Origin of the sequence: Planococcus sp. FY231025 (genome assembly GCF_052078085.1) — a bacterium.
In the GTDB taxonomy this organism is placed as follows: Bacteria; Bacillota; Bacilli; order Bacillales_A; family Planococcaceae; genus Planococcus.
In genome coordinates, this window is sequence record NZ_JBQJJG010000005.1 from 382,322 (window position 1) to 395,616 (window position 13,295).

General features: G+C 52.0%; 12 protein-coding genes. 11 read left to right on the top strand and 1 reads right to left on the bottom strand.

Annotated elements, in window-relative coordinates:
- The first annotated feature begins 78 nt into the window (after positions 1-78).
- The 7 genes from dxs to ACTL32_RS08280 all read left to right on the top strand — a co-directional run bounded on the left by dxs (position 79) and on the right by ACTL32_RS08280 (position 7,359).
- Positions 79-1,980, top strand: coding sequence for a 1-deoxy-D-xylulose-5-phosphate synthase (dxs, locus tag ACTL32_RS08250; RefSeq protein WP_441341204.1), 1,902 nt, complete (start codon positions 79-81; stop codon positions 1,978-1,980).
- Positions 1,980-2,798, top strand: coding sequence for a TlyA family RNA methyltransferase (locus ACTL32_RS08255; protein ID WP_441341205.1), 819 nt, complete (start codon positions 1,980-1,982; stop codon positions 2,796-2,798). Before dxs ends, ACTL32_RS08255 begins: the two co-directional genes overlap by 1 nt.
- Before the next feature lie 161 nt (positions 2,799-2,959).
- Complete coding sequence (gene ahrC / locus ACTL32_RS08260; RefSeq protein ID WP_135501202.1) at positions 2,960-3,409, top strand: transcriptional regulator AhrC/ArgR; 450 nt, start codon at positions 2,960-2,962, stop codon at positions 3,407-3,409.
- A gap of 17 nt (positions 3,410-3,426) precedes the next feature.
- Positions 3,427-5,124: a DNA repair protein RecN gene (gene recN, locus ACTL32_RS08265; RefSeq protein WP_441340995.1), complete on the top strand. Its 1,698-nt coding sequence runs from the start codon at positions 3,427-3,429 to the stop codon at positions 5,122-5,124.
- 34 nt (positions 5,125-5,158) lie between these two features.
- Complete coding sequence (spo0A, locus tag ACTL32_RS08270; RefSeq protein ID WP_441340996.1) at positions 5,159-5,917, top strand: sporulation transcription factor Spo0A; 759 nt, start codon at positions 5,159-5,161, stop codon at positions 5,915-5,917.
- Between the two features lie 280 nt (positions 5,918-6,197).
- Positions 6,198-6,572, top strand: coding sequence for a plastocyanin/azurin family copper-binding protein (locus ACTL32_RS08275; RefSeq protein ID WP_441340997.1), 375 nt, complete (start codon positions 6,198-6,200; stop codon positions 6,570-6,572).
- 61 nt (positions 6,573-6,633) lie between these two features.
- The gene (locus ACTL32_RS08280) at positions 6,634-7,359 is read left to right on the top strand and encodes a glycerophosphodiester phosphodiesterase (RefSeq protein WP_441340998.1); all 726 of its coding nucleotides are present in this window, start codon (positions 6,634-6,636) and stop codon (positions 7,357-7,359) included.
- Positions 7,360-7,369: 10 nt separating this feature from the next.
- Here ACTL32_RS08280 and ACTL32_RS08285 read toward each other — a convergent pair whose 3' ends face one another.
- Complete coding sequence (locus ACTL32_RS08285; RefSeq protein ID WP_204890500.1) at positions 7,370-7,603, bottom strand: DUF2627 domain-containing protein; 234 nt, start codon at positions 7,601-7,603, stop codon at positions 7,370-7,372.
- Positions 7,604-7,727: 124 nt separating this feature from the next.
- Here ACTL32_RS08285 and ACTL32_RS08290 point away from each other — a divergent pair, with 124 nt between their 5' ends.
- The 4 genes from ACTL32_RS08290 (at position 7,728) to buk (ending at position 13,291) form a co-directional block, all read left to right on the top strand.
- Positions 7,728-9,770, top strand: a complete 2,043-nt coding sequence (locus tag ACTL32_RS08290) for a sigma 54-interacting transcriptional regulator (RefSeq protein ID WP_441340999.1) — start codon at positions 7,728-7,730, stop codon at positions 9,768-9,770.
- Between the two features lie 131 nt (positions 9,771-9,901).
- The gene (gene yqiS / locus ACTL32_RS08295; RefSeq protein ID WP_441341000.1) at positions 9,902-10,822 is read left to right on the top strand and encodes a phosphate butyryltransferase; all 921 of its coding nucleotides are present in this window, start codon (positions 9,902-9,904) and stop codon (positions 10,820-10,822) included.
- A gap of 12 nt (positions 10,823-10,834) precedes the next feature.
- Positions 10,835-11,929 carry a Leu/Phe/Val dehydrogenase gene (locus tag ACTL32_RS08300; RefSeq protein WP_441341001.1) on the top strand — a complete coding sequence of 365 codons (1,095 nt, stop codon included), beginning with the start codon at positions 10,835-10,837 and terminating at the stop codon, positions 11,927-11,929.
- 273 nt (positions 11,930-12,202) lie between these two features.
- A complete protein-coding gene (buk, locus tag ACTL32_RS08305) occupies positions 12,203-13,291 on the top strand; it encodes a butyrate kinase (protein WP_441341002.1) in 1,089 nt (362 codons plus the stop codon).
- The last annotated feature ends 4 nt before the right edge of the window (positions 13,292-13,295 follow it).

Sequence of the window (13,295 nt, forward strand, 5' to 3'; positions counted from 1 at the left end):
TTGTACATTGGGGATAGATTGTTATAATAAGGACAGATTAATTAGCGGCAAAATTTTTTTAGAAGGTGTGTGATGGCAATGGATCTGCATACGATTACCAGTCCATCTTTCTTAAAAGAGCTGAACAACGAGCAGCTCGTAGAATTAAGTGAAGATATCCGACGATTTTTAATTGAAAACCTCTCGAAAACGGGCGGCCATATCGGCCCCAATTTAGGCGTGGTCGAATTGACCTTGGCGCTGCATAAAGTGTTTGACAGCCCGGACGATAAATTGATCTGGGATGTAGGACACCAGTCTTATGTCCACAAGATCCTTACGGGGCGGGCAAGCCAATTCGATACGCTCCGCCAATTCAAAGGGCTTTGCGGATTCCCGAAGCGCAATGAAAGCGACCATGATGTCTGGGAGACGGGCCACAGTTCAACGTCCCTTTCCGCAGCAATGGGCATGGCGGCTGCGCGTGATATCAAAAAAGCGAAAAACCACGTCATCCCGATCATCGGCGACGGCGCCTTGACGGGCGGCATGGCTTTTGAAGCATTGAACCATATCGGCCATGAAGGGACCGACATGATTGTCATCCTCAACGACAACGAAATGTCCATCGCCCCGAACGTCGGCGCGATGCACAGCGTCCTCGGGCGGATGCGCACTGCCGGCAAATACAATAAAGTCAAAGACGATCTGGAATACCTGATCAAGAAAGTTCCGGCGGTCGGCGGCAAATTGGCTTCCACGGCAGAACGCGTCAAAGACAGCCTGAAGTATCTTCTTGTATCCGGCATGTTCTTTGAAGAACTGGGCTTTACGTACCTCGGGCCGATCGACGGCCATGACCTCGAAGATCTGGAAGAAAACCTGAAATATGCGAAGAAAACCAAAGGCCCCGTGCTCCTTCACGTGGTCACGAAAAAAGGCAAGGGCTTCCTGCCGGCTGAGACAGATACTGTCGGCACTTGGCACGGAACCGGACCTTATAAAATGGAGACCGGTGATTTGGTGAAATCTTCTTCGTCAGCGCCATCGTGGAGCGGCTTGATCGCTGAAACGGTGCGCAAGCTCGCACGCGAAGACGAACGCATCGTCGCCATCACACCGGCTATGCCGGTCGGTTCGAAACTGGTCGGGTTCGCATCCGAATTCCCAGACCGCTTCTATGATGTCGGCATTGCGGAACAGCATGCGATGACGATGGCAGCCGGCCTTGCCACACAGGATATGAAACCGTTCCTGGCCATCTACTCTACATTCCTTCAGCGCGCTTATGACCAAGTCATCCATGATGTCTGCCGCCAGAACTTGAATGTATTCATCGGCATTGACCGTGCCGGACTTGTCGGCGCTGACGGCGAAACGCATCAAGGCGTCTTTGATGTCGCGTTCCTCCGCAACTTGCCGAATATGGTCGTCATGATGCCGAAAGATGAAAATGAAGGCCAGCACATGGTGAAGACAGCGATCGAATATAACGATGGACCGATTGCCCTGCGCTATCCGCGCGGCAACGGGCTTGGTGTACCGATGGACAGCAGCTTGAAAACCTTGCCGATCGGTTCTTGGGAAGTGCTCCAACGCGGAACGGATGCAGTCATCCTGACATTCGGAACGACCATCCCGATGGCGCTCCATGCAGCGGAAGAATTGCGCGCAGGCGGCATTAATGCAGAAGTCGTCAATGCACGCTTTATCAAGCCCATGGATACGGAAATGCTCCATAGCATCTTCGGACGCAAAGTTCCGGTCATCACGCTTGAAGAAGCTGTGCTGCAAGGCGGTTTTGGCAGCGGCGTACTTGAGTTTATAGAAGAAAACGAATATACGGGCGCAATCGTCCACCGCCTCGGCATCCCTGACCAGTTCATCGAACACGGCGATGTCGCCGAACTGATGGACGAAATCCATCTGAACAGCGATGAAGTGGTGCGCGTAGCCAAGAAATTGGTGTCTGCCCAGAAGGCGGAATCGAACGTTCTATGATCAAACCGAAAAAAGAGCGTGTCGATGTCCTGCTTGTGGAACGCGGCATCTGCGAAACGCGGGAAAAAGCGAAAAGGGCCATCATGGCCGGAATCATCTATTCAAATGAAGAACGCATGGACCGGCCCGGCGAGAAGATTGCGGCCGATGCACCGCTGCAGATGAAGGGCAATGACCTGAAATATGTCAGCCGTGGCGGCCTGAAACTCGAGAAAGCCTTGGCGGAATTCGACTTGTCGGTAGAAGGCAAATTGATGCTCGATATCGGTTCGTCGACGGGCGGCTTTACAGATTGTGCACTGCAAAACGGTGCGAAGCACGCTTACGCCTTGGATGTCGGGTACAACCAATTGGCTTGGAAAATCCGCCAGGACGAGCGGGTCACGGTGATGGAACGGACGAATTTCCGCCACTCCAAGCCGGAAGACTTTGCCGAAGGGCTGCCTGAATTTGCAACGATTGACGTCAGCTTCATTTCCTTGAAGCACATCCTGCCCGTATTAAAGCAGGTGCTGGTTCCGGGGGGCGACGTCATTGCGCTTGTCAAACCGCAGTTTGAAGCGGGGCGCGAAGCCGTCGGCAAAAAAGGCATCGTCCGGGATCCGAAAACCCATCGCGATGTACTGATGAAAGTCGGGGCATTTGCGACCGATGCCGGCTTCCATATAAAAAATATGTCCTTTTCCCCCATTACCGGCGGGGAAGGCAATATCGAATTTCTGTTCCATTTGCAGTCTGCTGCAGAAGGCGAGGAAATCGCCCCTGTAAAGGAAGAGCAAGCGGCAAAAACAGTTGCGATGGCCCACGAAAAATTATAAACACATTCCATGAGGGATGTGTTTTCTTTTCGGCTGCAAATGAACGGTCAGGTTCGGCACGGCGGCGTTCTATCCGATTTACCGGCTTGCTTGTCTTTCGTGCTGTTTAAAGGTACGATATAAGATATATAGAATAATTATTCATTCTAGGAGGAGCCATCGTGAACAAAGGCCAACGCCATATCAAAATTCGGGATTTAATTTCAAACAGGGAAATAGAGACACAGGACGAACTGGTGGATTTGCTGAAATCCGCCGGCTATGAAGTGACCCAAGCGACCGTTTCGCGCGATATCAAGGAGCTGCATCTGGTGAAAGTGCCGCTGCAGGATGGCCGCTACAAATACAGTTTGCCGGCAGACCAGCGCTTCAACCCGATGCAGAAACTGCACCGCGCGTTGACGGATGCTTTTGTCAGCATCGACGGAGCGAGCCATTTCCTAATCATGAAAACTTTGCCGGGCAATGCCCATGCAATCGGGTCGCTGATCGACCATCTGGACTGGGAAGAAATCCTCGGGACCATTTGCGGGGACGATACCTGCCTGATCATTTGCCGGGACACGGACCAACGGGAAGTATTAAGACAGCGTTTAATTGAAATGCTTTAAAAAAGAGGTGGATGGGTATGCTGCGGGAATTGGATATACGCAATTTTGCCATTATCGAGGCGCTTACAGTCAGCTTTACGGACGGATTGACCGTCTTGACCGGTGAAACCGGCGCCGGAAAATCAATCATCATCGATGCGGTCCACCTGCTTGCAGGCGGTCGGGGAAGCCAGGAATTCATCCGGCACGGCGCCAAAAAAGCGGAAATCGAAGGCTTATTCTCAATTGATGAAAAAAATCATCCGGTATTCACGAAATTGGGCGAATTCGGCATCGAATCAGTTGATGGCGATATTTTACTGCGCCGTGAACTGAACGACAAAGGCAAGAATGTCTGCCGGGTCAACGGTAAATTGGTGACGATTTCCATTTTGCGTGAAGTGGGTGCTGCATTGATCGACATCCATGGCCAGCACGAGACGCAGGAGCTGATGGACGAGAAGCAGCACCTGCATCTGCTTGACCAGTTTGCCGGCGGGACGTTGTCAAAAGCGAAGGAAAGCTATTCTCATACGTACGATAAATACATGAAGCTCAAACGCGAATTCGCGAGCTACAATGAAAACGAGCAGCAGATTGCGCAGCGCATCGACTTGCTGACATTCCAGCTGCGCGAGCTCGAAGCGGCAGAACTGGTGGCGGGCGAAGAAGAGGAACTCCTGCAGGAGCGCAAGAAATTGCAGAACTTCAACAAGATCTATGAGTCGGTCTCGGCGGCCCATGAAGCGATCCAAGGGGAATCGAAAGGGCTCGACTGGGTCGGTTCGGCGATGTCGGAACTCGAACACGCCGCTTCGGTTGATGAACAGTTCGGAAGCCATTCCGAGTTGGTTTCGGGTGCATTCTATCAATTGCAGGACGTGGCATCGGAGATCAAGCGGCTTGTCGACCAGATGGAATTCGATCCGTCCCGCTTGAATGAAATCGAACAGCGGCTGGCGCTTTTGCAATCGCTGAAGCGGAAATACGGCGCTTCTGTCGAGGATATGCTGCTGTATTACGAAACGCAGAGCGACGAACTTGATAAACTGGTCAACCGCGACCAGCGGCTGCAGCTGGATCAGGCGAAACTGAAGGAATTGACGGACGACCTTCGCGTTGAAGCGGAAGAATTGACGATTCTCCGCAAAAAGGCAGCAGGGAAATTGGGCAAGGCAATCATGGAGCAATTGCGTGAACTGCATATGGGCAAAGCTTCCTTCGAAGTCCATTTCGGCGCATTGCCGAATGGCCGTTTTGACCGCCACGGCGGTGATGTGGTGTCGTTCTACATATCGACCAACTTGGGCGAGCCGTTGAAACCGCTGACCAAAGTGGCTTCGGGCGGAGAATTGTCGCGGATGATGCTGGCGCTGAAGACGATCTTCTCCCGCCACCAAGGCATCACGTCGATCATTTTCGACGAAGTCGACACCGGCGTCAGTGGGCGGGTGGCGCAAGCGATCGCAGAGAAGATCGCAGCCATATCCGTCCATTCCCAAGTGCTCTGCATCTCCCATCTGCCCCAAGTGGCGGCGATGGCGGACCAGCATTTATTCATCGAGAAAAAAGTGGAAAAACAACGGACTACGACGGCTGTCCACGAGCTGGACGGCCATGAGCGGACAGAAGAAATGAGCCGGATGCTGTCCGGAGCGGAAATTACCGACTTGACGCTCCAGCATGCAGAAGAGCTGCTGACGCTCGCAAAGGACAGAAAGCTTGCAATGAGATAGGGTTGCACGTGCAGCCAACAGGAGGAGTAAGTGGATGGACATGATAAAGATTGCGATCGCAGATGATAATAGCGAATTGGTTTCACTGATGAGCGATTATTTGAGCAACCAGCCAAATATGGAAGTTGTTGCAGCTGCCTATAACGGCAAGACGTGCATTGAAATGCTTAAAAAGCATACGATCGATATTTTGGTGCTCGACATCATCATGCCTTATTTGGACGGCATTGCAGTTTTGGATGCCATCAAAGAGGATGATGACCTGCGGGGAATTGAGGTTATCATGCTGTCCGCCTTCGGCCAGGAATCCATCATGAGCCAGGCTGCCCAGTACGGAGCTTCCTATTTCATCATGAAGCCGTTCGAAAATGAACGCCTCGCGGTGCACATCAACCATATCATGCAGAATCGGACCGTTGCGGTAGACCCCAAGAAGACAGCAGCGGCCAAGCATGAAAAGATTGTGAACCTGATGAAGGAAATCGGCATTCCGCCGCATGTACAGGGCTACCATTACCTGAAAGAGGCGGTTTCGCAAGTGATGGAAAACCCGGCGCTCTTGAACCGGGTGACCAAAGAGTTGTATCCAAGCGTCGCTGAACGGCTCGGGTCGACGCCATCGAGAGTCGAACGATCCATCCGCCATGCCATTGAACTTCTTTGGAACGATAAGGACATCGGACAAATCGCGGAAATCTTCGGTTATAGCGAAGAGCATCTCGAGACCAAGCCGACCAACTCGAAATTCATCGCAATGTTTGTCAACAGCGCCCAATGGGACGATAACCAATAGCGAAAAATATTCCCATCCACACCTTGTTTCTCGGCGATAGAGCCCGGAAGCGGGGTGTTTTATTGTTGGCGAGGCGCGCATTATCTTTGGATAAAGGCTATTAAAATGAACGGAAAAGTAATATAATATTGTATGTAAATAAGAAAAAAATGATTATTTATTTGAGCAATAGCGAAATATCAAGCCTATGAACTGAGGGCGTTCTCTTCCTGTTACAGCTTTCCATATCCATCATTCTTCAGCCCTTGTACATAATTAGTTATGAAAGGAAGGGATTGTTGTGGGAAGAACTTGGTGGATTTTATTGCTTAGTGTCCTATTGGCGCTGAGCGCTTGCGGGGAAGAGGAAGGCGGGGGAGCAGAAGCGCCGGCTGGGGTTCCGGAAGCTCAAGAAGGGGAAGTTTCTGAAATTTTCCCTCCGGGGGAAGAAGCAGCATTTTTCTTCGGCGAACCCGGACGTTTTGATGTTTATTGCCCGATCCATCCGGCGATGGAAATGACGGTCATGGTGAAAAAAGGGGCGGACATTAGCGGAGAGACCACGATTGCAATGAAAGACTTGGCCTTTTCCGAACGTTCTGTGACCATTGCACCGGGAACGACAGTTACATGGGTTAATGAAGACACACTGGACCATAATGTGGGATTCAAATGACTTCGCTGGCGGCAATGTCCAGCAAGTGCCTGAACATACATGAGAAAGAAGTTGATATCTTTTGCCAGAACTTGAAGTTTACGCACATCGTGGGGCATCGGGTTATACGCTGGAAAATACCTGGAACGCTTTTTACAAGGCCTGCGAATTTGGTGTAGGAATCGAACTGGATGTCCAGATCACCAAAGACGGGGTGGTCGTCGTCTACCATGACGACAATTTAAAACGGCTGAGCGGCCAGAACCGGAAGATCGAAGAATCGGAGTACCGGTTCTTGAAGGATTTGAAGATCGGCAAGAAGATTCGCCGCCGCATCTGGAACCACCAGATTCCGTTGGCGTATGAAGTGTTCCACTGGGCGAAAGAAAAGCGGGTGCCGCTGAACATTGAGCTTAAAAGTTCGTTTGGTGCACATCCGGACGGGCCGAGAATCCTGGCGGCAATGCTTGAAGGGATGGGGAATTTCCATTTGTCTTCATTCCATCCCCATTTGCTTAAAAGTATGAAGGAGCTCTTGCCGGAAGTGGAAACCGCGTTGATTCTGAAGAAAAAACTTCCGCTCGAAGCATTAGCGGCGATGGATTGGATCGACAGTCTGCATCTGCACAAACGGATTTATTCACCGGCGTTACTGGCAGCCCTCCACGGGATGGAGAAAACTGTGAGGGTTTACGGCATGCGCGGGACCGAGCCGGCAATGAAGAAACTCATGCCGGAACTGAAAGGCATCATCACCGATTACCCAGGCCGGGTAACAAAAAAATTGCGTCTAGCCTCTGAGAGGTAGACGCAATTTTTTATTTCTGGAATCTTTTCGATACGGTCCCTTTTTTGCGGTCCCGGTTCAGCAGGAAGCCGGCAAAAAAACCGATGCCGAGTACGACGAAGATGGTGCCGAGCGTGAATTGCAGCCAAAGGGCCGGGTAAGGCTCGAGCAATTTATTGAAAAGCGTATCACGCATCAATTTGATGCCGTAAGCAGCCATGATGCCAGGGATGAGCAATACGATAAAAGCGATCAGACGTCCCATGTTTCCACTCCTTCTCCATCTATTGTTTCCAATTCGCCCAAAGTTGTCAAGAAAACCATCCTGCGTTACGCTTAAGGGAGCAGTGCAAGAATTTGCGCATCCGTGCGGAAAGGTATGAAGCCCATTGCAAAATGTAGTCATTATCGGAGGAGGCGCAGGAGGATCTGCGATTCTCAAGATTTTATTGGAATCGGAGTATCTCCAAGTGTTTGGTGTAGCCGACATCAATCCGGATGCACCGGCCATGAAAGCGGCTAAGGAAATCGGGATTCGGGCGGCGGAGGATTACCGGGAATTTCCGGTCGAAGAAGTTGATATCGTTTTTAATGTCTCAGGAGATGAAGCGGTGCATCGCGACTTGCCCGATCACTTTTCGGGGAACACAGTCATCATCCCCGGCAGCATCGCGAACGTTCTCGTACAGCTCGTAACTGAAAAAGAACATTTCATTTCGCGCTTGAGCGAAGAAAGCCATAAACAGAACATCATCTTCAATTCCATCGAAGAAGGCATGATCGGCATCGATCATAAGAGCCGCATCAATTTCATCAATAAAAGTGCCGCCAGGATGATTGATGTCGATGCCGCTTCGGCGATTGGGCGCCCGATCAGCGAACTGATACCGCTGAGCGAGCTGACCCGCATCTATGAGACGGGGCGGACGGAATTGAACCGCGAACTCTCCTTGACAAACGGCATGAAAATCGTCACATCCCGTTTTCCGATGATTGGAGAATCGGGCGAAGCGATTGGCGCGTTCGCCGTTTTCAAGGACATTTCCGAAGTGGTCAGCCTCGCTGAACAGATCACGGATCTGAACGAAGTGCAGACGATGCTGCAGGCGATCATCCAGTCCAGCGATGACGCCATTTCAGTGGTGGATGAGCGCGGCAACGGCATTCTCGTGAATCCAGCGTACACGCGGATCACGGGGCTCCAAGTGGAGGACGTGATCGGCAAACCGGCTTCCGCAGATATCACCGAAGGGGAAAGCATGCATTTGAAAGTGCTGCAGACCCGTAAACCTTACCGGGGCGTCAACTTGAAGGTCGGCCCGGCGAACCGGGAAGTCATCGTCAACGTGGCGCCGATCATTGTCGACAACAAGCTGAAAGGCAGTGTCGGCGTCATCCATGATACGACGGAAATCCGCTCGCTCATGAAAGAACTGGACCGGGCCCGCAGCATCATCCGCACGCTCGAATCGAAATACACATTCGACGACATCATCGGCCTGTCGCCGGAAATGCAGCTGAGCCTCCAACAGGCCAAGCTCGCTGCCCAGACGCTTGTGACGGTGCTGCTGCGCGGCGAATCGGGGACGGGCAAGGAATTGTTCGCCCATGCCATCCACAGCGCGAGCGAGCGGAAATTCAATAAATTTGTCCGGGTCAATTGCGCGGCGCTTTCCGAGGAACTGCTCGACAGCGAATTGTTCGGCTATGAAGAAGGGGCGGTGCCCGGCAAAAGCGGAGAGAAGCGCGGCTTGTTCGAGGAAGCCAATAACGGCAGCATCTTCCTCGATGAGATCGGCGAACTGTCGCCGATGGTCCAAAGCAAATTGCTCCGCGTGCTGCAGGAGCATGAAACGCTGCGGATCGGCGGCACGAAGCCGATCCCGGTCAATGTGCGCGTCATCGCTTCGACCAATGCCAATATGGAAAAAGCGCTCCTTGACGGAACGTTCCGGGAAGACCTCTACTACCGGCTCAACCGCATGCCGATCCTCATTCCGCCACTTCGCAGCCGGAAGCAGGACATACCGCGGATTGTCGACCGCCTGCTGTTGAAACTGAACCAGGAATACGGGCGCAATGTCGAGACGGTCACCGATAAAGCGCTGCAGCTCTTGCGCGTTTATGACTGGCCGGGCAATGTCCGCGAATTGGAGAACATCATCAGCCGCTCCATGATCTTTATGCAGATCAACGATAAAGTGCTGACCGAAGAACACATCCCCCGCAATATGCTCCGTGCGGCGGAGGCGAAAAATGAAGTGACCATTGAAGCGTCCGTGCCGCTTCAGGAGCAGCTGGATGCGGTGGAGCGGGGCATCCTCCACCACGCATTGACGCAGTTCAAGGGAAACAAATCCAAGACCGCCAAGCAGTTGGAAATTTCCCTGCGTACGTTGTATTACAAACTTGAAAAATACGGGCTTACGTAGTTTTTGCAGGTTCTTGCACACTTTTGCAAGAATTTGCAAATGATTTTGCCCTAAAACTGAAATAAAGCGCTTACAAGCCTTATATATCAATGTTTTATCTGTTTTAATTAAGAAGGAATGGGGTGACCGACATGACCACATTGACGCAGATCATGGAAGAAATTACGGTTGATAAGAACAATGCCGTCGCAGTCGCAGCGGCAGCGGATACGGAAGTTTTGGAAGCTGTGTCCATGGCGCTCGAACGGAAGCTTGCGAGTTTCCGACTGTATGACGATGAAGCGAAATTGAAAGGGATGATCCAAAAGGAATTTCCCTTATTGGATGGACACCCGGATGTCTCGATCCATCACGCAGGAACGAATGCCCTGGCCGCTAAAGAAGCTGTCAAATCAGTCTACATGAACGATTCCAATGTTTTGATGAAGGGGCATATCCCCACTGCCATGTTGATGAAAGCGGTTTTAAGCCCGGAATACGGGCTGCGGACCGGAAGCATTCTTTCGCATGTGGCAGCATTTGAAATCGAAGGGTTCGAGCGCCTGATTTTTGTCACGGACGCCGGGATGAATATCAATCCCGACCTTCAACAGAAAGCACAGATCATACAGAACGCCGTTCATATCGCGCGCTCGACCGGTGTAAAGATGCCTGTCGTCGCGCCGCTCGCTGCAGTCGAAGTAGTCAACCCTGCCATGCAGGCCACTTTGGACGCTGCAGCATTGACCGCTATGAACCGGCGCGGCCAGATTATGGATTGCATTGTGGATGGCCCTTTGGCACTCGACAACGCAGTTTCGATTGCGGCCGCACAACATAAAGGACTTTCGGGCGATACTGCCGGCAAAGCCGACATCCTGCTCGTTCCTTCAATTGAATCCGGCAATATCCTGTACAAATCATTGGTGTATTTTGCCCAGGCGAAAGTCGGCGGCGTCATCGCGGGTGCGAAAGCGCCGATCGTGCTGACTTCCCGCGCAGACAGCGCCGAAACAAAATTGTTTTCGCTCGTACTTGCGCTTCGCTCAGCTAAAAGCAACGAAACATACTAGGAGGAATTGACAATGGAAATCTTCAAAAGAATGGAACACCACGACTACGAACAACTGGTTTTTTGCCAAGATAAAACTTCAGGCTTGAAAGCGATCATCTGCATCCACGACACGACTTTAGGGCCGGCTTTAGGCGGCACCCGCATGTGGAATTATGCAACTGAAGAAGAAGCGATCGAAGATGCGATCCGCCTTGGCCGCGGAATGACATACAAGAACGCTGCAGCCGGCCTGAACCTGGGCGGCGGGAAAACTGTCATCATTGGCGATCCATTGAAAGACAAGAACGAAGAAATGTTCCGCGCGTTCGGCCGCTTCATCCAAGGCTTGAACGGCCGCTACATAACTGCTGAAGATGTGGGCACAACAGTGGCGGACATGGACTTGATCCACGAAGAAACTGATTTTGTCACAGGCATTTCGCCGGCATTCGGCTCTTCAGGCAACCCGTCACCGGTTACAGCTTACGGCTGCTATATCGGGATGAAAGCGGCGGCTCTTGAAGCATACGGCGACGATTCATTGGAAGGCAAGACGGTCACAGTACAAGGCGTCGGGAACGTTGCCTACACACTTTGCGAATACCTCCACAAAGAAGGCGCAAAATTGATCGTAACGGACATTAACCAGGAAGCGGTCGACCGTGCGGTTGAAGCTTTCGGGGCAGTTGCAGTGGCGCCGAACGATATCTACTCACAAGATGCGGACATCTTTGCGCCATGTGCTATGGGTGCGATCATCAACGATGAAACGATTCCTCAATTGAAAGTGAAAGTGGTTGCCGGCTCGGCAAACAACCAATTGAAAGAAGAACGCCACGGCGATGAACTCGAAGCACGCGGCATCGTATACGCACCTGACTTCGTAATTAACTCAGGCGGCGTCATCAACGTAGCCGATGAATTGTACGGCTACAACAACGAGCGTGCGATGAAGCGCGTTGAAACAATCTACGACAGCATCACTAAAATTTTTGCAATCGCAAAACGCGACGGCATTCCGAGCTACCAGGCGGCTGACCGTATGGCAGAAGAGCGCATTGAACGCGTGCGCAACTCAAGAAGCCAATTCCTGCGCAACGAACACAATATTCTAAGCAGAAGATAAAAAGAAAAGCGGAAGCGCTTTGCAAGGCCCGACAAGCGCTGGAGGGCTTGGCGTGAATGGCGCTCTTTGCCATTCTGGCCAAGACCGAAGCGACCTCGAGGGCCTAAGCGCTGGAGCTGGACAAGAAGAAAAGTGCAAACGGCCGTTGAGCTTGCCAAATGAAAGATTCAAAAATCGATATGCGCCGCAGCCCCGCCATGAGTGACGGGGCTGAAGCGTTATCAAGAAGCATTAATCCCAAATTTATACAACATTCGAAACGGAGGGGTCGCTGTGCAAAAACAGCAGCATCGGATCTTGGTCTTAAACCCAGGTTCGACATCAACCAAGATCGGTGTTTTTGACAACGATATCCTGATTATGGAAAAAACAATTCGGCATTCAACGGAATCGCTCGAACAATTCCCTGCCATCATTGACCAGTTCGCTTTCCGCAAACAGACTATTTTGGAAGCGCTTGATGAAGAAGGCATGAATGTCTCAAATTTGAGTGCGGTGTGCGGACGCGGCGGATTGCTCCGGCCGATCGAAGGCGGAACCTATGCAGTTAATGAAGCCATGCTCAACGATCTGAGAAAAGGTGTTTCCGGCCAGCATGCCTCGAATTTAGGCGGCATCATCGCTTTTGAAATTGCTGACGGATTAAATATCCCATCGTTCATTGTCGACCCGGTGGTGGTAGATGAACTGGACCCGATCGCCCGGATTTCCGGCTTTCATTTGATTGAACGGAAATCGATCTTCCATGCACTCAACCAGAAGGCGGTCGCCCGCCGGTTCGCAAAAGAACAAGGTCGCGCCTATAGCGACCTTCGCCTGATTGTTGTGCACATGGGCGGCGGAATTACGGTTGGCGCACATAAAGGCGGCCGGGTTGTCGATGTCAACAACGGCCTGCATGGCGACGGGCCATTCAGCCCGGAGCGCGCAGGGACGGTGCCGGCAGGCGATTTGGTCGAATTGTGCTTTTCCGGCCAGTATTACCGCCAGGAAATCATGCGGATGCTTGTCGGCCAAGGCGGGCTCGTCGGCTATCTGGGCACGAACGACGCAGTGCGGGTCGAAAAGCGGATTCAAAAAGGCGACGAGGAAGCGAAGCTTGTCTATGATGCCATGGCGTATCAGGTAGCCAAGGAAATCGGATCTGCGAGCGCCGTTCTCGAAGGCCAAGTGGACGCCATCATCTTGACCGGCGGCCTGGCTTACGGCAAAGGATTCGTGGAAGCGATTACCAGCCGCATCAGCTGGATTGCCGACGTGGTGGTCCAGCCAGGCGAAAACGAACTTCAGGCGCTTGCCGAAGGGGCTTCCCGTGTCCTGCACGGAGAAGAAGACGCGAAAATTTATCCAGCAGCACAATAATTAA